General features: G+C 58.6%; 20 protein-coding genes and 2 pseudogenes. 16 read left to right on the top strand and 6 right to left on the bottom strand.

The annotated features are described in order from the left end of the window. Positions 1-55 precede the first annotated feature (55 nt). The 4 genes from IE038_RS12600 to IE038_RS12585 are packed head-to-tail and all read left to right on the top strand — an operon-like array spanning position 56 to position 3,389. The gene (locus IE038_RS12600; RefSeq protein WP_189395717.1) at positions 56-784 is read left to right on the top strand and encodes an ABC transporter permease; all 729 of its coding nucleotides are present in this window, start codon (positions 56-58) and stop codon (positions 782-784) included. Further along, positions 781-1,491 (top strand): ABC transporter permease, encoded by a 711-nt coding sequence (locus IE038_RS12595; RefSeq protein WP_163936583.1) that lies wholly within the window; start codon positions 781-783, stop codon positions 1,489-1,491. The genes IE038_RS12600 and IE038_RS12595 overlap by 4 nt, the downstream gene beginning before the upstream one ends. Positions 1,492-1,499: 8 nt before the next feature. Then, positions 1,500-2,615, top strand: a complete 1,116-nt coding sequence (locus IE038_RS12590) for a succinylglutamate desuccinylase/aspartoacylase family protein (RefSeq protein WP_163936581.1) — start codon at positions 1,500-1,502, stop codon at positions 2,613-2,615. Positions 2,616-2,624: 9 nt separating this feature from the next. After that, complete coding sequence (locus IE038_RS12585; RefSeq protein ID WP_163936578.1) at positions 2,625-3,389, top strand: ABC transporter ATP-binding protein; 765 nt, start codon at positions 2,625-2,627, stop codon at positions 3,387-3,389. Between the two features lie 20 nt (positions 3,390-3,409). On the opposite strand, the gene IE038_RS12580 is transcribed toward IE038_RS12585, so the two are convergent. Both IE038_RS12580 and dcd read right to left on the bottom strand, forming a co-directional pair. Further along, positions 3,410-3,637 (bottom strand): hypothetical protein, encoded by a 228-nt coding sequence (locus IE038_RS12580; protein WP_163936575.1) that lies wholly within the window; start codon positions 3,635-3,637, stop codon positions 3,410-3,412. Between the two features lie 93 nt (positions 3,638-3,730). Next, complete coding sequence (gene dcd / locus IE038_RS12575; RefSeq protein WP_065760448.1) at positions 3,731-4,297, bottom strand: dCTP deaminase; 567 nt, start codon at positions 4,295-4,297, stop codon at positions 3,731-3,733. A gap of 351 nt (positions 4,298-4,648) precedes the next feature. Between dcd and IE038_RS12570 the strand changes: the two genes are divergently transcribed. Next, positions 4,649-4,858 (top strand): cold-shock protein, encoded by a 210-nt coding sequence (locus IE038_RS12570; protein ID WP_009396490.1) that lies wholly within the window; start codon positions 4,649-4,651, stop codon positions 4,856-4,858. 122 nt (positions 4,859-4,980) lie between these two features. Here the strand turns inward: IE038_RS12570 and apbC are convergent, their stop codons facing one another. Next, positions 4,981-6,075, bottom strand: coding sequence for an iron-sulfur cluster carrier protein ApbC (apbC, locus tag IE038_RS12565; RefSeq protein ID WP_163936572.1), 1,095 nt, complete (start codon positions 6,073-6,075; stop codon positions 4,981-4,983). Positions 6,076-6,227: 152 nt separating this feature from the next. Here apbC and metG point away from each other — a divergent pair, with 152 nt between their 5' ends. The 8 genes and pseudogenes from metG to IE038_RS12525 all read left to right on the top strand — a co-directional run bounded on the left by metG (position 6,228) and on the right by IE038_RS12525 (position 12,818). Further along, positions 6,228-8,267 (top strand): methionine--tRNA ligase, encoded by a 2,040-nt coding sequence (gene metG / locus IE038_RS12560; protein WP_163936569.1) that lies wholly within the window; start codon positions 6,228-6,230, stop codon positions 8,265-8,267. 93 nt (positions 8,268-8,360) lie between these two features. Then, positions 8,361-8,945, top strand: a complete 585-nt coding sequence (locus IE038_RS12555) for an Rnf-Nqr domain containing protein (protein WP_163936566.1) — start codon at positions 8,361-8,363, stop codon at positions 8,943-8,945. Next, positions 8,942-9,766 (top strand): annotated as a pseudogene (gene rsxB, locus IE038_RS12550) (electron transport complex subunit RsxB); the annotation flags it as partial. The gene IE038_RS12555 and the pseudogene rsxB, both read left to right, overlap by 4 nt. A 10-nt stretch (positions 9,767-9,776) precedes the next feature. After that, positions 9,777-10,763, top strand: a complete 987-nt coding sequence (locus IE038_RS12545) for an RnfABCDGE type electron transport complex subunit D (protein WP_163936559.1) — start codon at positions 9,777-9,779, stop codon at positions 10,761-10,763. Beyond that, a complete protein-coding gene (locus IE038_RS12540) occupies positions 10,760-11,377 on the top strand; it encodes an RnfABCDGE type electron transport complex subunit G (protein ID WP_163936556.1) in 618 nt (205 codons plus the stop codon). The genes IE038_RS12545 and IE038_RS12540 overlap by 4 nt, the downstream gene beginning before the upstream one ends. Beyond that, positions 11,370-11,888 carry an Rnf-Nqr domain containing protein gene (locus tag IE038_RS12535; RefSeq protein ID WP_163936553.1) on the top strand — a complete coding sequence of 173 codons (519 nt, stop codon included), beginning with the start codon at positions 11,370-11,372 and terminating at the stop codon, positions 11,886-11,888. The genes IE038_RS12540 and IE038_RS12535 overlap by 8 nt, the downstream gene beginning before the upstream one ends. 3 nt (positions 11,889-11,891) lie before the next feature. Then, a complete protein-coding gene (gene nth / locus IE038_RS12530; protein ID WP_189395716.1) occupies positions 11,892-12,530 on the top strand; it encodes an endonuclease III in 639 nt (212 codons plus the stop codon). A 105-nt stretch (positions 12,531-12,635) separates the two neighbouring features. Continuing rightward, complete coding sequence (locus tag IE038_RS12525; protein ID WP_189395715.1) at positions 12,636-12,818, top strand: PA3496 family putative envelope integrity protein; 183 nt, start codon at positions 12,636-12,638, stop codon at positions 12,816-12,818. 81 nt (positions 12,819-12,899) lie between these two features. On the opposite strand, the gene IE038_RS12520 is transcribed toward IE038_RS12525, so the two are convergent. After that, positions 12,900-13,526 carry a response regulator transcription factor gene (locus tag IE038_RS12520; RefSeq protein ID WP_189395714.1) on the bottom strand — a complete coding sequence of 209 codons (627 nt, stop codon included), beginning with the start codon at positions 13,524-13,526 and terminating at the stop codon, positions 12,900-12,902. 451 nt (positions 13,527-13,977) lie between these two features. Here IE038_RS12520 and IE038_RS12515 point away from each other — a divergent pair. Further along, positions 13,978-14,253: pseudogene (locus tag IE038_RS12515) on the top strand (hypothetical protein); the annotation flags it as partial. A gap of 471 nt (positions 14,254-14,724) precedes the next feature. Here IE038_RS12515 and IE038_RS12510 read toward each other — a convergent pair. Both IE038_RS12510 and IE038_RS12505 read right to left on the bottom strand, forming a co-directional pair. Then, positions 14,725-15,942 (bottom strand): argininosuccinate synthase, encoded by a 1,218-nt coding sequence (locus IE038_RS12510; protein ID WP_163939766.1) that lies wholly within the window; start codon positions 15,940-15,942, stop codon positions 14,725-14,727. A gap of 129 nt (positions 15,943-16,071) precedes the next feature. Continuing rightward, complete coding sequence (locus IE038_RS12505; protein WP_189395713.1) at positions 16,072-17,058, bottom strand: flagellar protein MotY; 987 nt, start codon at positions 17,056-17,058, stop codon at positions 16,072-16,074. A 131-nt stretch (positions 17,059-17,189) separates the two neighbouring features. Here IE038_RS12505 and pyrC point away from each other — a divergent pair, with 131 nt between their 5' ends. Beyond that, a complete protein-coding gene (gene pyrC / locus IE038_RS12500) occupies positions 17,190-18,236 on the top strand; it encodes a dihydroorotase (protein WP_189395712.1) in 1,047 nt (348 codons plus the stop codon). Further along, complete coding sequence (gene rnt / locus IE038_RS12495; RefSeq protein ID WP_189395711.1) at positions 18,233-18,904, top strand: ribonuclease T; 672 nt, start codon at positions 18,233-18,235, stop codon at positions 18,902-18,904. The genes pyrC and rnt overlap by 4 nt, the downstream gene beginning before the upstream one ends. The last annotated feature ends 41 nt before the right edge of the window (positions 18,905-18,945 follow it).

Raw genomic sequence — 18,945 nt, 5'->3', positions numbered from 1 at the left:
TCGGCTTCTACTGTTCCCCGCACAATTGCATTAATCACTGCCATAGGGTCACGTCATGTTTGAAGACCTGCTGCAGCATCTGGGGCTCTCGGCATTCAGCTTGAAGGGTTTCGGCCCACTGCTGTTGAAGGGCACCTGGATGACCATCAATCTGTCGCTGATGTCGTTGTTGGTCAGCGTCGGCCTGGGCCTGCTCGGCGCCAGCGCCAAACTCTCTTCCGTACGCGTGCTACGCATTACCGCTCAGGTCTACACCACGCTGATTCGCGGGATACCCGACCTGGTGCTGATGCTGCTGATTTTCTATAGCCTGCAGACCTGGCTGACCAGCCTGACCGAAGCGCTGGGATGGGACTACATCGAGATCGATCCATTCGCTGCAGGGGTCATTACCCTGGGCTTCATCTATGGTGCCTACTTCACCGAAACCTTTCGCGGCGCGATTCTGGCGGTTCCTCGTGGCCAGGTCGAAGCGGCGACAGCCTATGGCCTCAAACGCTTCCAACGCTTTCGCTTTGTGGTCTTCCCGCAAATGATGCGTTATGCCCTGCCGGGTATCGGCAACAACTGGATGGTGATGCTCAAGGCCACTGCACTGGTGTCGATCATCGGCCTGGCCGACCTGGTCAAAGCTGCTCAGGATGCCGGCAAGAGCAGCTATCAACTGTTTTACTTCCTGGTACTGGCGGCCTTGATCTACCTGATGATCACCAGTGCCTCGAACGTTGCCTTGCGCTGGCTTGAACGGCGCTACAACGCAGGCACTCGGGAGGCACTACGATGATCGAACTACTGCAAGAATACTGGCGGGCCTTCCTCTACACCGACGGCACCCATATCACCGGGCTGGCGATGACCATGTGGCTGCTTTCGGCCTCACTGCTGATTGGCTTTCTCGTTTCCATCCCCTTGTCGATCGCACGGGTTTCGCGATCCGTCTGGATCCGCATGCCGGTGCAGTTCTACACCTACCTGTTTCGTGGCACCCCGTTGTATATCCAACTGCTCATTTGCTACACCGGCATCTACAGCATCGCAGCCGTGCGCGCACAGCCGCTGCTCGACAGTTTCTTCCGCGATGCGATGAACTGCACCATCCTGGCGTTTGCCCTGAACACCTGCGCCTACACCACGGAAATTTTCGCCGGGGCCATTCGCAGCATGGCGCATGGCGAGGTAGAAGCGGCCAAAGCCTATGGCCTGCGCGGCTGGAAACTCTATGCTTACATCATCATGCCGTCGGCCCTTAGGCGCTCGCTGCCGTTCTACAGCAATGAGGTGATCCTGATGCTGCACTCGACCACCGTGGCGTTTACCGCCACGATCCCGGACATCCTCAAGGTCGCCCGCGACGCCAACTCGGCCACTTTTCTGACGTTTCAGTCGTTCGGTATCGCCGCACTGATCTACCTGAGCGTGACCTTCGCCCTGGTAGGCCTGTTCCGCCTGGCCGAACGACGTTGGCTGGCCTTTCTAGGCCCTGCTCACTAGGACTGTTCATGCACCACGAAATCCACGAAATCCTGGCCCCGGTACCTGGTATCGCCCGGCACATCCACAGCTTCCATTTCGGCCCCAAAGGCGCCGGTAAAATCTATATCCAGGCTTCACTGCATGCCGACGAACTGCCCGGCATGCTGGTCGCCTGGCACTTGAAGCAGCGTTTGAGCACACTTGAAGCCCAAGGGCACCTGCGCCAGCACATCGTTCTGGTACCGATTGCCAACCCGGTAGGCCTCGAACAGGTGCTGATGGACGTTCCGCTGGGCCGCTACGAGCTGCAAAGCGGGGAAAACTTCAATCGAAACTTCATCGACCTGAGCGATTCGATCGGCGATCAGATCGAAGCCAGTCTGACGCAGGATGCACAGCATAACGTCGAACTGATCCGTCAAAGCCTGCGCCGGACACTGGAAGCACACTCGGCCCTGACACCCCTGCAGTCGCAGCGCCTGACCCTCCAGCGCCTCGCCTGCGATGCCGACATGGTCCTCGACTTGCACTGCGACTTCGAGGCGGTCGAACACCTGTACACCACGCCAGAAGCCTGGCCGAAGGTCGAACCGCTGTCGCGCTACCTCGGTGCCCAGGCCAGCCTGCTGGCAACCGACTCCGGCGGCCAATCCTTCGACGAATGCTTCACCCTCGTCTGGTGGCAACTGCAACAGCGCTTCGGCAAGCATTACCCCATACCCCAAGGCAGCTTTTCGGTCACGGTAGAACTGCGGGGGCAGGGCGATGTCAGCCACCCAATGGCCCAACGCGACTGTGAAGCGATCCTGCACTATCTGGTGCATGCTGGCGCCATCGAAGGCGAAGCGGCTCCACTGCCAGCACTGCCCTACCCGGCTACGCCGCTGGCAGGCGTAGAGCCGGTAGCAACACCCTTGGGGGGGTTACTGGTGTTCCACGCCAAACCGGGACAGTACCTGCAGGCAGGCGATCTGATTGCCGAGGTCATCGACCCGCTAAACGATCGCGTGACCCCAGTGTGCAACACTCAACCCGGTCTGCTCTATGCGCGTTCGTTACGGCGCATGGCGACAGCCGGCATGGTCATTGCCCATGTGGCGGGTCGTGAGGCCTACCGCAGCGGCTATCTGTTATCGCCTTGAGAGCCGCGCATGTACAAACTGACGATCGAAGACCTGCACAAAAGCTATGGCAAACATCATGTACTGAAGGGGGTTTCGCTAAAGGCCAACGCGGGCGATGTCATCTGCCTGATCGGTGCCAGCGGCTCGGGCAAGAGTACCTTCCTGCGCTGCATCAACTTTCTTGAGCAACCTGATGATGGTCGCATGACCCTGGACGGTAAAGCCGTCGAGATGCGTCACGACCGCCACGGCATGCACGTCGCCGACCCCGATGAACTGCAACGAATCCGCACCCGACTGGCCATGGTGTTCCAACACTTCAACCTGTGGAGCCATATGACCGTGCTGGAAAATGTCAGCATGGCGCCGAGACGAGTACTTGGGGTGAGTAAGCATGAGGCCGAAGAACGGGCCCGAAAATACCTGAACAAAGTCGGCCTGGCCCCACAGCTGGCTGAACAGTACCCGGCGTTTCTCTCCGGTGGCCAGCAGCAACGCGTCGCCATAGCCCGCGCACTGGCCATGGAGCCAGAGGTGATGCTGTTCGACGAACCGACCTCCGCACTGGACCCGGAACTGGTAGGCGAGGTACTCAGGGTTATCCAGGGGCTGGCCGAGGAAGGCCGCACCATGATCATGGTCACCCATGAGATGGCCTTTGCCCGACAAGTCTCAAGCCAGGTGCTGTTCCTGCACCAAGGGTTGGTCGAAGAGCAGGGATCGCCGTCTGAGGTGCTCGGCGCCCCCAGAAGCGAGCGCCTGCGCCAGTTTCTCAGTGGCAACCTGAAGTGATGCGCCAGGCGTAACGACGGTCAGGCCACAGGCACCGGTGGCGGCTCGTCTGGCAAGGCCGGCTCGCCCGGCTCCATCGGCTGTGGAGTGCCCGGTTCAGGGGTATTCGGGGTGTCAGGATCCGGCTGACCGGGTATCCCGCCTGCGCTGACAGGGTGTGGGTACGCGAGCAGCGACCATGCCAGCACACCGACCTGGTTGGGCTGCAGTACCGCCAGTTTGGCGCTGAGGGTCGGGTCGATTTTCATCAGTCACTCCCAATCAGGGCCGGTACGCGCATTGCGCACCGACTGCCTTCATTGGAGTACAGCACACGCGAAGAATTCCTTCGATTCGTCGCCTCAGGCGCGCGGCAAGGTCACGCCGCGTTGGCCCTGGTACTTGCCACCACGGTCCTTGTACGACACTTCACACTCTTCGTCGGACTCCAGGAACAGCATCTGTGCCACACCCTCGTTGGCGTAGATCTTGGCCGGCAACGTCGTGGTATTGGAGAACTCCAGGGTAACGTGGCCCTCCCATTCCGGCTCCAGCGGCGTCACGTTGACGATGATGCCGCAGCGGGCATAAGTGCTTTTGCCCAGGCAGATGGTCAGCACGTTGCGAGGAATACGGAAGTACTCGACGGTTCGCGCCAGTGCGAAGGAGTTCGGCGGAATAATGCAAACGTCGCTCTTGATGTCGACAAAGCTGCCGGCATCGAAGTTTTTCGGATCGACAGTCGCAGAGTTGATGTTGGTGAACACCTTGAACTCGTCGGCACAACGCACGTCGTAGCCGTAGCTGGAGACGCCAAAGGAGATCAGCCGGTCGGCACCCTCACCACGCATCTGGCGCTCGACGAAAGGCTCGATCATGCCGTGCTCTTGCGCCATGCGGCGAATCCACTTGTCCGATTTGATGCTCATGGCGGTGTCCTGAAAATAGCGAGGTGAAAAAATCTGATGCGCATCTTACCGGGCCGGGCGCCGGGTTCAAAGTTCCGTGCGGCAGTGGCCGTCAGATAGCGGCCGGACGGCACCTGGACAGGCACAGCATGCACCGTCAGTCATGCATTTTCGCGAAAGCTCAACAAGACCATTGGCACGTTCTGGAAAAAGGGTTAAGGTGACGCCACTGTGCTGCACAATGTCACTGAGAATCTCTACCTGATGCAAGATTTCGATCAACACATCTTCATGAATTTTCCTGCTCTTTGCACTCAGTCTCGGCCAGGGCGTTTCCTGAACCGTAGTTAACTTTGTCCAAGGAGACATCCAATGTCCAATCGCCAAACCGGTACCGTTAAGTGGTTCAACGATGAAAAAGGCTTCGGCTTCATCACTCCACAATCCGGTGACGACCTGTTCGTACACTTCAAAGCCATCAAGGCTGACGGCTTCAAGAGCCTGAAAGAAGGCCAACAGGTCTCTTTCGTCGCTACCCGCGGCCAGAAAGGCATGCAGGCTGAAGAAGTAGAAGTTATCTAACTTCCGCTTTTTAGCTTGAAAGAACCCCGCCCTTAACAGGCGGGGTTTTTTTATTCCCGCGATTTCATTAGCGGTGAAGCAGCCAGCGGTGCCGGCGATCATATCGCCGGCACCTGGAGAGGTCAGTCTTCGCTGACAGTAATGCTCGGCATTGCCGGGCTTGCAGCTTCCTGCAGCACGATCCGTGCCCCCACCTGACGGGCCAGTTCCTGGTAAACCATGGCGATCTGGCTTTCCGGCTCGGCGATGGCTGTCGGCTTGCCGCTATCCGCCTGTTCGCGAATCAGCATCGACAGCGGCAACGACGCCAACAACTCGACCCCGTACTGTGTCGCCAGCTTCTCACCGCCACCCTCACCGAACAGGTGCTCGGCATGGCCACAATTCGAGCAGATGTGCACCGCCATGTTCTCGACCACGCCCAGCACCGGAATGTTGACCTTACGGAACATTTCCACACCTTTTCTGGCATCCAGCAGGGCCAGATCCTGAGGCGTAGTCACAATGACAGAACCTGCCACCGGCACCTTCTGAGCCAGGGTCAACTGGATATCACCCGTGCCCGGCGGCATGTCGATCACCAGGTAATCCAGGTTGTCCCATGCAGTCTGTGTAACCAGTTGCAGCAGTGCGCCGGACACCATAGGGCCGCGCCAGACCATCGGGGTGTTGTCGTCGGTCAGGAACGCCATGGACATCACCTCGACACCGTGGGCCTGAAGCGGCACAAACCACTTCTGATCCTTGACCTTCGGTCGGGTACCTTCAGCGATGCCGAACATCACACCTTGGCTCGGACCATAGATATCGGCATCCAGAATACCCACGCGGGCACCCTCGCGGGCCAGGGCCAAGGCCAGGTTGGCCGCCGTTGTGGACTTGCCGACACCGCCCTTGCCGGATGCAACGGCAATGATGTTCTTGACGTTGGCCAACCCCGGAATCTGCGCCTGAGCCTTGTGCGCGGCAATCACGCAATCGATCTCGACGGTGGCCGCAGCAACGCCATCCATCCCTTCGATAGCGGTCTGCAGCACCTGCGCCCACCCTTTCTTGAACAGCCCGGCGGCATAGCCCAGTTGCAGCTTCACGCTGACGCGCTCACCCTGGATGTCGATAGCCTGGACACAGCCAGCGCTGACCGGATCCTGGTTCAGGTAAGGGTCGGTGTATTGACGAAGGACGGATTCGACGGCTGCGCGAGTGACGGCACTCATGGAGACTCCCGATAAAAGACTGAGTAAAACAGGTGACTATGCTAACCCGTGAAACACGCCCAGATACGTCCACGGGGTGAAATATATTTCCCGGCGTTTTATAGTGGCCGATCTCCGTTTCATCTCTTGTAGCCGAAAGTAGCCGAGCCCCCATGTCCGAGCCACGCCAGATTCTAGTCACCAGCGCCCTCCCCTATGCCAACGGTTCCATTCACCTTGGCCACATGCTCGAATACATCCAGACCGACATGTGGGTGCGTTTCCAGAAGCTTCGCGGCAACCAGTGCATCTATGTCTGCGCTGACGATGCCCACGGTTCGGCAATCATGCTGCGTGCCGAAAAAGAAGGTATTACCCCGGAACAGCTGATTGCCGGCGTGCAAGCGGAACACAGCAGCGATTTTGCCGATTTCCTGGTGGACTTCGACAACTTCCACTCGACCCACGCCGAAGAAAACCGGGCGCTGTCGAGCCATATCTACCTGAAGCTGCGTGACGCCGGGCACATCGCAACCCGCTCGATCACCCAGTATTTCGACCCGGACAAGAAAATGTTCCTGGCCGACCGCTTCATCAAGGGCACCTGCCCGAAATGCGCGGCAGAAGACCAGTACGGTGACAACTGCGAGAAATGCGGCGCCACCTACGCGCCAACCGAACTGAAAAACCCCAAGTCGGCAATCTCCGGCGCTACCCCGGTCCTGAAGGACTCCCAGCACTTTTTCTTCAAGCTACCTGACTTCCAGGCCATGCTGCAGAGCTGGACCCGCAGCGGCACCCTGCAGGACGCCGTGGCCAACAAGATCGCCGAATGGCTCGATGCTGGCTTGCAGGAATGGGACATCTCCCGCGATGCGCCGTATTTCGGCTTCGAGATCCCGGATGAGCCCGGCAAGTACTTCTACGTCTGGCTGGATGCACCGATTGGCTACATGGCCAGCTTCAAGAACCTCTGCGACCGCCGCCCGGAGCTGGACTTCGACGCGTTCTGGAACAAGGACTCGAAAGCCGAGCTGTACCATTTCATCGGCAAGGACATCGTCAACTTCCACGCCCTGTTCTGGCCCGCCATGCTCGAAGGCGCCGGCTACCGCAAGCCTACTGGCATCAACGTTCACGGCTACCTGACGGTCAATGGTCAGAAAATGTCCAAATCGCGCGGCACCTTCATCAAGGCCCGCACCTACCTGGACCATCTGTCCCCGGAGTACCTGCGCTACTACTACGCCGCCAAACTCAGCCGTGGCGTGGACGACCTCGACCTGAACCTGGAAGACTTCGTGCAGAAGGTCAACTCTGACCTGGTTGGCAAGGTCGTCAACATCGCCAGCCGTTGCGCCGGTTTCATCCACAAGGGCAACGATGGGGTCATGGTCGATGGCGATGCCGCACCTGAACTGACCGAAGCCTTCCTGGCTGCTGCGCCCGGCATTGCCGAAGCCTATGAAAACCGTGACTTCGCCCGGGCCATGCGCGAAATCATGGCCCTGGCCGACCGCGCGAACGCCTGGATTGCCGACAAGGCACCTTGGTCCCTGGCCAAGCAGGAAGGTAAACAGGACGAAGTCCAGGCGATCTGCGCCCAAGGCGTCAACCTGTTCCGCCAACTGGTGATTTTCCTCAAACCGGTACTGCCAGTGCTGGCCGCCGATGCCGAAGCATTCCTGAACGTCGCCCCGCTGACCTGGGCCGACCATCAGACCCGCCTCGTCAACCACAAGCTGAACCCGTTCAAGGCGCTTATGAGCCGTATCGACCCGGTCAAGGTCGAGGCCATGACTGCCGCCAGCAAAGAAGACCTGGAAGCAACCCAGACCAGCGTAGCGGCCGGCAACGGCGAGCTGGCCAAGGATCCGCTGTCGCCAGAGATCGACTTCGACACCTTTGCGGCCGTTGACCTGCGGGTTGCCCTGATCCTCAAGGCTGAAGCAGTCGAAGGTGCCGACAAACTCCTGCGCCTGACCCTGGACATCGGTGACGAGCAACGCAACGTGTTCTCCGGCATCAAGTCGGCCTACCCGGACCCTGCCAAGCTGGAAGGTCGGCTGACCATGATGATCGCCAACCTCAAGCCGCGCAAAATGCGCTTCGGCATTTCCGAGGGCATGGTGATGGCTGCCGGCCCAGGCGGTGAAGAGATCTACCTGTTGAGCCCCGACAGCGGTGCAAAACCAGGTCAACGCATCAAATAAGCGACATCCGCCCCGGTCATCTCGGACCGGGGCGTTCTCTTCCCTCCGTCCTTGCCGGATAATGGCTGACAGCCCTGATTTTTCGGCCCCCCAATGACAGATCTGATCTTTACGCTCATCGGCGCTGCGTTGATCAACAACATCATCCTGCACCAGGGGTTGGCCCTCGACCCTGCTCTTCACATTGATAGGGACGCGACCCGACACAAGGTGCATGCACTGGGACTGACAACCGGCATGCTGATGCTGAGCAGCACCGTGATCGGTCAAGTCCTCTACCGCTACCTGTTGCTACCACTGCAACTGGACTACCTGCGCTTGTTCATCTTCCTGCCATCGTGCATCGTGCTGATCGCGCCACTGCTTACCCTGATCGGTCGCTGGCAGCCCGCACTGCCTCAGGAAGGCTTGAAGCCTCTTTTGCTTGGCAATGCCGGCGTGCTGGGGCTGAGCATCATTGCCAGCAACACCGAACTCGGCCTGGCACAGGTCATGGCCCTGAGTCTGGGCAGCGGCCTGGGCTTCTGGCTGGTACTGATGCTGCTTGATGACCTTCGACAGCGCACCCTCGACAATGACGCCATACCCGAGTCCTTTCGCGGCCTGCCACTGGAGCTGATTGGCGCCGGTATCATGGCCATGGCCTTTCTCGGCCTCAACGGATTGTTTACATCATGAGTCTGATTCAACGCATCGACGCCCTCCTGCCACAGACCCAATGCGGCAAATGCGGCCACGGCGGGTGCCGCCCTTACGCAGAAGGCCTGGCCAAGGGCGAGGCCATTAACAAGTGCCCACCGGGCGGCGACGAAACGATCGCCGCCTTGGCCCAACTGCTCGACGTGCCGACACTGGCACTGGACCCCGAGCGCGGCAGCGCCCCCGCTCAGATCGCCTTCATTCGGGAAGCGGAATGCATCGGCTGTACCAAGTGCATCCAGGCCTGCCCGGTGGATGCCATCGTCGGTGCTGCAAAGCTGATGCACACCGTCATCAGCACTGAATGCACCGGTTGCGACCTGTGTGTTGCGCCCTGCCCGGTCGACTGCATCGACTTGCTGCCCCTGTCGGCGGACAGCACGATAATCCCCATCGTCGGCGGGCTGGCAACGAATGCCGAACAGCGGACCGCACGTACGGCCAAACGCGATCACTCCAGACAGCGTTACGAGCAACGCAACGCCCGCCTGCAGCGTGAGGAGGCTCGCAAGCAAGCCGAACGCCTTGCCCGTAGCCAACGCTCAGTGGTCACTACCGCGAGCAGCACTGCGACCGACGACCCAATCAAGGCAGCCATTGAGCGCGTCAAAGCGCAAAAGATCGCCGCTGCCGATGCGGCATTGAAGCAGGCGAAGATCGCCGCCGCCATGAGTCGCGCCCAATTGAACAAGGCCCGCACAGCCTTCGGCGAAACCCCGAACGAAGCTCAACATGCCCAACTGCTGGAGCTGGAGCGCGAATCTCAAGCTGCACAAGCGCACCTTGAATCGCTCCAGGCCGTGAGCGAGCATGGCCGCGGTTGACGTCAACGAACGCCTGCGCACCGCCATGGGGCTGGTGCTGCTGGCCTGCGCCCCTGGGCTTCTGGCACTGCTCTGGCTGCATGGCTGGGGCATGTTGCTCAACCTACTGCTGACCAGTGTTGGCGCCCTGGCAACCGAAGCCGCCTTGCTCATGCTGATGCGCCGCCCTGTGCGGGCAGCGCTAAGCGACGGCAGCGCTCTGGTAACCGCGACGCTGCTGGCCATCGCACTACCTGCCTATGCACCTGGGTGGTTGCCACTGATCGCCGCCAGCTGCGCCGTTGCGATAGGCAAACATGCGTATGGTGGCGTAGGGAAAAACCCGTTCAATCCGGCGATGCTTGGTTATGCCGTAGTCTTGCTGTCATTCCCGGTCGCGATGACCCAGTGGCCTGCTCCACAACCGCTGGATCTTGGCACCAGCCTGCACCTGGTGTTCGGGATCACCAGCAGCACACAACCGGATGCCTGGGTACAGGCCACCGTACTGGATGGCTTGCGCAACAACAGAAGCCTGACCATCGATGAGCTGTTCGCCCAGCACCCTGGGTTCGGTTTTTTCGGCGGTAAAGGCACCGAGTGGGCCAGCCTTGGATTCTTGCTGGGCGGCTTGTTCCTGCTACAGCGCAAGGTATTCAGCTGGCACGCGCCCGCAGGGCTGCTGGGTAGCCTGTTCATCATCAGTGTGTTCTGCTGGAACGGTTCGGGCTCCGACTCCCACGGCTCGCCACTGCTGCACCTGCTGTCCGGCTCAACCCTGTTCGCGGCATTTTTCATTGTCACAGAACCCGTATCCGGCCCCAGGAGCCCCATGGCCCGCTTGATGTTTGGCGTGGGTGTCGGAACATTGATCTACCTGATCAGAACCTGGGGCAGCTACCCCGACGGCACTGCATTCGCGGTGCTGCTGATGAACCTTGCGGTGCCAGCCCTTGAGCGCTGGGCCGCCCGCAGAGAGCGGGAGGCAACATGAACCGCATAAGCCTGCGTAGCTGCATGGTGTTAGGCGCTCTTGCACTACTGGCTTTAGCCTTCAGCATGACCTGGCATCACTACGCTGCGGCACCGATCCGTGCCGCACAGGAACAGCTCAAAGCACAGACATGGCTAAGCGTGCTTCCTGCCGAGCGCTATGACAACAACCCGCTGCAACACCCCATTCGCCTGAACGATACCCAATTGGCACATAGCACACTACGCGCAGGCTACCGCGCCCTGCTTGGTGGGCAACCGAGTGCCGTGGTGCTGCACAGCCGTACACAGGGCTACGGCGGTGCACTGGAACTATTGATTGCCATAGACCCCAGCGGCAGGTTGATAGGGCTGAAGGTACTGCAACAACAGGAAACCCCGGGGCTTGGCGCGCAGCTTGTAGAACCCGGCAACACCTGGCTGCAACACTTCATCGGCCATGCACTCACGACTACGCCCGATGCCGCGTGGGCACTGAAACGGGATAATGGCCAGTTCGACCAACTGGCTGGCGCAAGTGTGACCTCTCGCGCCGTGATCCAGGCGCTACATGACGCCCTGCGCTACTTCGATGAGCATGCCGAAGACTTGCTCGGAGGGACCGTCCATGAATAGACACTGGCTTGCCGGACTTAGCCTGGCACCACTGCTGGGCGCCACGCAAACGCTACTGCAGGCCACTTCGATAGCCGTGCTCAGCCTGCTGGCGATACTGTTGCATCGCCTTGGCATGACACCCCTGAGGCGACTTCTGACGGGTATAGGTGCAGACGTCGCCAGCATGCTTTTGGCGGCAACCATCGTCACCTGCCTGGAACTGACCCTACGCGCCCACACCTTGGTGCTTTACCAAAGCCTGGGCCTTTATACCGCACTGATCGCGCTGCAGTGCGTGATGTTCGACCATGCGCAGGGACACACCAAAGGCTGGCGCGCCCCACTGAGCCTGTTGCTCGGGTTCACTGCGCTCTGCATCAGCCTGGGCGTGGCACGTGAGCTGATGGGGAGCGGTATGCGCCTGGCCCATCTGACCCCAGGGGCCCTGTTCCTTCTTGGCCTGTTGCTCGCCCTGTACAATAGGATCTGGCGCCAACGTGCACCCTCTCGCCGTCAAGGAACTCCCTGATCCATGAATGCTACAAAACGCCTGGAAATATTTCGCAGGCTGCATGAAGACAATCCAGAACCGAAGACCGAGCTTGCCTACACGTCGCCGTTCGAGCTGCTGATTGCGGTCATTCTTTCCGCACAAGCGACCGATGTCGGGGTCAACAAGGCCACTGCACGCCTGTTCCCGGTGGCCAATACGCCAGAAGCAATATACGCATTAGGTGTGGAAGGGCTGTCGGAGTACATCAAGACCATCGGCCTGTACAACAGTAAAGCGAAGAACGTCATCGAAACCTGTCGATTACTGGTGGAGCAGCACGGCAGTCAGGTCCCGGAAACCCGCGAGGCCCTTGAAGCTCTGCCTGGGGTGGGCCGCAAGACTGCCAACGTGGTCCTCAATACTGCCTTCAGACAGCCTGCAATGGCAGTCGACACCCATATTTTTCGCGTCAGCAACCGCACAGGAATCGCACCCGGCAAGAACGTCCTGGAGGTTGAAAAGGGTCTATTGAAGTTTGTACCCAAGGCCTACCTGCTGGATGCTCACCACTGGTTGATCCTGCACGGTCGCTATGTGTGCCAGGCACGCAAGCCGCGTTGTGGCAGTTGTCGGATCGAAGACCTGTGTGATTACAAGCACAAGACTTCGGACGATTGAGCAAATAGCGAAAAGGTTGTTCAGGCGATTGAAAAAATCTTTTTTACCCGACCTGAGAATCTGGTTATAAGGTGCGCCAATGGCCCTCTTGCCGTGGAGTGACTTATGAGCACCGATAAAGAAGAGCTGGATCTGGACGACGACTTTGCTGCCACTGAAGACTCACCCGCCGCTGATGTACCGGCGGAGACAGCAAAGACCAATCTGAGTAAACGCCGCACCATTGACAACCTGCTGGAAGAGCGTCGCTTGCAGAAACAGCTGGCAGACTATGACTTCGATCTTTAACTAATTGCCGCCCAATCAACAGGGCGGCAATTAGTGTGTTACCAAAAGCGTCCTTGGCGGGAAGCTAGAGTGAAGTGCGTTTCATACAAGATCGTTACGCTGTGCGAGCTCAATCAGGTCGACCAGGGAGCGCGCATTGAGTTTCAGCAGCAAACGCGTCTTGTAGGTACTGACCGTCTTGTTGCTGAGGAACATGCTGTCGGCAATTTCCTTGTTGCTCCTGCCGCGAGCCAATTGCTGCAGCACCATCATCTCCCGACCTGAAAGGCGCTCGACCATCTCCGCCTCACTCGCCCCTCCCAGGTTGGAACGAACCGAATGCAATGCCTGATTGGGAAAGTAGCTGTAACCAGAAAGCACAGCCTTGATTGCACTGAGGAGTTCGGTCAGGTCCTGTTGCTTGCAAACATAACCGGCAGCCCCCGCTTGCATGCAACGCATTGAAAAATGCCCAGGCGCTTGAGACGTCAGTACCAGAACCTTCAACGCCTCTCCGGCCGAGGCTAGCCGGGTAATGACCTCCAACCCGTCGAGCTTGGGGATTCCGATATCCAGAATAACAATGTCGGGAAGATATTCCCGGGCAAGTTGCAGTGCATCTACACCATTATCCGTCTCCGCAATGACTTCATAGCCATGCCGCTCCATCAGCATGCGTACAGCCAAGCGAATGACTGGATGATCATCCACGATCAGCACTTTATTCATGGGCAAATCCAAATTTTTGCTGTTCGGTTCTTAAGCTCGCACAATATCCCATCCCTCTGGAATATTGCATTCCGCCCCCGTCAAGCACTTACACTCAAAGACACGGCCTACAAAATCATAGGATTATTCCTACAAATTTTATTAATGCCAAACCCAGGAAACAGCAGCGCCTGCCAAAATAAAAGCAAGTAAAATCCGCCGTAAAACAACACTATCATCATTCAAAGTCGCAACCTATGAAGCGACGCCACAATCGTTGAAGGAAATTTCCCATACTGCCTTTAGATTAATAGAAACGCGCAGTACTCTTTAAAAATCAACCCGTACAGCAGCATTACACGGCACCCGAAACAACACATAATTACCCACTTAAACCTACAATCCGAGCGATCCTCCTGACCATGGCGGCCCCTTACGTATCGCCGCCAAAACGAGCAGAAGGTACTGAATCATGAGCAACGCCGAACCCAAAAGTCCGTTGACCATCATCGCTATCTTCGCCGGAATCATTGAGGCCTCTGCGCTGGCCTCCCTGCCATTTCTCGGTGAAGACAGCCAAGAAATTTACACCTGGTTTCTTGTAGGGTTCCCCCCCTTCCTGACACTACTTTTCTTTCTTACATTAAACTTCAACACGCGATCGCTCTATATTCCCGACAACGGCGAAACACCCACCGAATATTCACAGGAAACAGCAACACCAAACGGTTTAGCACACGAAAAATCCAGAGATGAAGAACCCTTAACAAACTATCCATCCACTAAAGCTGAATACTCAACGACGAGCACGGAGAAACGAGAGCGTGATCGCGATGATCTCAATAGTGCGCTACATGAAAAGCTCAATGAGCTGAGCGAAAAGCTTGCACGATTAGAATTCACAATAAACATGCCGAACAGTTCGGGACTACCGGATAACACGCCCCCCTCCAGCATTTTTCTATCCGGCAGCGGCGCACATCAATTCGTTGAACACCACGTACTGAGTGCACTGAAGCAGTCACTGCTCTCACCCAGCAACGGCAGTGGAGAATCGTTGGTCTTTTACAATATCGATGTTGGTGTTCAAACGACGATCACCAATAAACCCATGCCCCACACATCAAATAAGACACGACCATGCACAGACGCACAACGATGAAAACGATGAATAAAAAAACCCGGCCAAAGCCGGGTTTTTTTCAAACGAGGAGAACGCTTAAACCAGCGAGCGTCCCTTGTTTGCAGCAATGCGCATGCGCAAGGCGTTCAACTTGATGAAGCCCGCCGCGTCGGCCTGGTTGTAAGCACCGCCATCCTCTTCAAAGGTTGCGATGTTGGCATCGAACAGCGAGTCATCAGACTTGCGCCCGGTCACGATCACGTTGCCTTTGTACAGCTTCAGGCGTACGACGCCGTTCACGTTAACCTGCGAAGCGTCGATCATCTGCTGCAGCATCAGACGCTCTGGGCTCCACCAGTAACCGGTGTAGATCAGGCTGGCGTACTTCGGCATCAGCTCGTCTTTCAGGTGAGCGACTTCACGGTCGAGGGTGATCGACTCGATGGCGCGGTGGGCACGCAGCATGATGGTGCCGCCTGGGGTTTCGTAGCAACCGCGGGACTTCATGCCGACATAGCGGTTCTCGACGATGTCCAGACGACCGATGCCGTTCTCACCACCGATGCGGTTGAGGGTTGCCAGTACGGTGGCTGGCGTCATTTCCACACCATCGATGGCAACGATGTCACCGTTACGGTACGTCAGCTCGATGTAGGTCGGGACGTCCGGCGCGTTTTCCGGCGACTTGGTCCAACGCCACATGTCTTCTTCGTGCTCGGTCCAGGTATCCTCCAGCACGCCACCCTCGTAGGAGATGTGCAGCAGGTTGGCGTCCATCGAGTACGGCGACTTCTTCTTGCCATGACGCTCGATTGGAATAGCGTGCTTCTCGGCATAGTCCATCAGCTTTTCACGCGAGAGCAGGTCCCACTCACGCCATGGCGCAATCACCTTCACACCTGGCTTGAGCGCGTAGGCACCCAGCTCGAAACGCACCTGGTCGTTGCCCTTGCCGGTCGCGCCATGGGAAATGGCATCGGCGCCGGTTTCGTTGGCGATTTCGATCAGACGCTTGGCAATCAGCGGACGCGCAATGGAAGTACCCAGCAGGTACTCGCCTTCGTAAACAGTGTTGGCGCGGAACATCGGGAACACGAAGTCACGGACAAACTCTTCGCGCAGGTCGTCGATGTAGATCTCTTTGACACCCATGGCCTGAGCTTTGGCGCGGGCCGGTTCGACCTCCTCGCCCTGCCCCAGGTCAGCGGTGAAAGTCACCACTTCACAGTTATAGGTATCTTGCAGCCACTTGAGAATTACCGAGGTATCAAGGCCGCCGGAATACGCCAGTACGACCTTTTTTACGTCCGCCATGCCATCACTCCACGGGGTTGTACGGAAAACCGATGATTCTACCGGTCTTACTGCAACATTTACAGTGGGGCGACAGCTTGTGACGACAAAGCGACAGGAACGGTCGAGGGCGCGACGGATGGTCGCCCCTCAGGACTTGACGGCCGGCTTGGTAACGGAGGGGGTGGCTGCCGGAGCCGGAGCCTGAGCCGGCGCTGTCGAAGCCGCGTCAGGCGCCTTGCCGAGTGGTTTGTCACTGGCAGTTTCTACCGGTTTTTCAACGGGCGTCACCCGGTCCAGTTGAATGTTCACCCGGCGATTGCGCGAACGGTTCGCTGGGCTGTTGTTCGGTGCCAGTGGGTACCGCTCACCATGGAACCGCAGGGTGATCTGCTCTTCCGCCACTCCGTGACGTTTAAGGTACTCCATGACCGCCAGCGCACGACGACGGGACAGGTCACGGTTGGTCAGGCGATTGCCGCTGTTGTCCGAATGCCCATCAAGCTCAATATGATTGACGGTCGGGTCGGCCTTGAGAAAGTCCAGGATGATATCCAGTCGCGCTTGGGCGCTGGAATCCAGGTCGATCCCACCGCCCGGAAAGTCGACGCGGGTCTGGCGCACCTGATCATAGTTCATCGGCAACAACTTGGCCGCACAGACCTGATAGTCAGCATAGGCCTGGTTGAACTTGACCGGCAACACGCGCACGTCCATCGAACGCCCCGCTTCCCCTGCATAATTGCGGACCACGGTGCTGCGACCATCCAGCAGGCCATTGATCAGGCGGCTGGCCTGGCCCTGCGAGCTATTGAACAACACGCCGTTACGGGCCATGCGAACAGTGCCCAGGTTGATATCCCCACGCCCTGGCTGCCATGGCGCGGCAGCGGCAAGCAGGGTTGCCGAACCCGCGCCCAGGACATTGCTGTTCGAGCGCAACTGGAAGGTCGGCTGCTCACCCGCACGACGAACGAACTCACCAGAGCCAAAATTGGCAATCGGCTGGATCAATCGGCACTCGAACTGATCACCCTCGACCTTCCACTCGACGCTCTCCAGACGAGTCTGGAACGTCAGGGCCATGGCAGGCAGGCAGGTAAACATGCTGAGCAAGGCTAGATAATGCTGGCGCACGGGCGGCTCCACAAATTTTTCACGGCATACCTGCAAGGTATCGGTAGGCCGCCGCAAAACTTGATAGCGAGTGCTCGGACCCGGCTTTTCCGGTAGCATTCACCTTGAGTTCGACCCGCCTGGAATCCCCAATGTCCGACCGCCTGACCCTTCTGCGTCCTGACGACTGGCATATCCATCTTCGTGATGGTGCCGTCCTGCCCCACACTGTTGGCGATGTGGCGCGCACCTTTGCCCGCGCGATCATCATGCCAAACCTGGTACCACCCGTGCGCAACGCCGCCGAAGCGGGGGCCTATCGCGAACGTATCCTCGCGGCCCGTCCGGCTGGTAGCCGCTTCGAGCCGTTGATGGTCCTGTACCTCACCGACCGCACCCAACCCGAGGAAATCCGCACGGCCAAGGCCAGCGGTTTCGTCCACGCCGCCAAGCTCTATCCGGCGGGCGCGACCACTAACTCGGACTCGGGCGTCACCAGCATCGACAATATCTTCCCGGTGCTCGAGGCCATGGCTGAAGTCGGCATGCCGCTACTGGTCCACGGTGAAGTAACACGTAGCGAGGTCGATGTCTTCGACCGCGAGAAGCAGTTCATCGACGAACACATGCGCCGCGTGGTCGAGCGCTTCCCAACGCTTAAAGTGGTCTTTGAGCACATTACAACGGCCGATGCGGTGCAGTTCGTGACTGAAGCGCCGGCCAATGTCGGTGCAACCATTACCGCCCAGCACCTGCTGTACAACCGCAACCACATGCTGGTCGGCGGCATTCGCCCACACTACTACTGCCTGCCGATCCTCAAGCGCAATACGCACCAGGTTGCCCTGCTTGATGCCGCCACCAGTGGCAGCAGCAAGTTCTTCCTGGGCACCGACTCGGCACCGCATGCACGTCACGCCAAGGAAGCGGCCTGCGGTTGCGCCGGCTGCTACACCGCCTATGCCGCTATCGAGCTGTATGCCGAAGCCTTCGAACAGCGCAACGCGCTGGACAAACTCGAAGGTTTCGCCAGCCTGCATGGTCCTGCGTTCTATGGCCTGCCGACCAATACCGACACTATTACCCTGGTCCGCGAAAGCTGGACCGCCCCGGATAGCCTGCCATTCGGCGAGCACACCGTGGTACCGCTGCGCGCCGGTGAACAACTGCGCTGGCGCCTGCTGGAGAAAAATGCGTGAGTGATGATCACTTCGACCTCGACCAGGAAGGTCATAGCGGCGGCCCGCGTCACCCCATGGCCGAACGCTTTCGTGGTTACCTGCCGGTAGTAATTGATGTCGAGACGGGCGGTTTCAACTGCGCAACCGATGCCCTGCTGGAAATTGCCGCCGTGACCATCGGCATGGATGAGAAAGGATTCCTGTTCCCGGAGCACACCTATTTCTTCCGTGTAGAGCCGTTTGAAGGCGCCAACATTGAACAGGCTGCCTTGGAGTTCACCGGCATCAAACTGGACCATCCGCTACGCATGGCCGTTAGCGAGGAAGCAGCGCTAACCGATATTTTCCGCGGTGTACGCAAGGCCCTGAAGGCCAATGGCTGCAAACGGGCAATCCTGGTCGGCCACAACAGCAGTTTCGACCTGGGTTTCCTTAATGCTGCCGTAACCCGGAACGACATGAAGCGCAACCCGTTTCATCCGTTCTCCAGCTTCGACACTGCCACCCTGGCGGGCTTGGCGTATGGTCAAACCGTACTGGCCAGGGCGTGTCAAAGTGCCGACATCGACTTTGACGGGCGCGAAGCACACTCTGCCCGCTACGACACCGAAAAAACCGCCGAGCTGTTCTGCGGCATCGTCAACCGCTGGAAACAAATGGGCGGCTGGCAGGACTTCGACGACTGACGTCGACATCCACGCATAAAAAAACCGGCCACATGGGCCGG

Source organism: Pseudomonas laurentiana, from assembly GCF_014648275.1.
GTDB lineage: Bacteria > Pseudomonadota > Gammaproteobacteria > Pseudomonadales > Pseudomonadaceae > Aquipseudomonas > Aquipseudomonas laurentiana.
The sequence above is the reverse complement of the archived record's forward strand: the minus strand, read 5'-3'. Positions and strand labels throughout refer to the sequence as shown.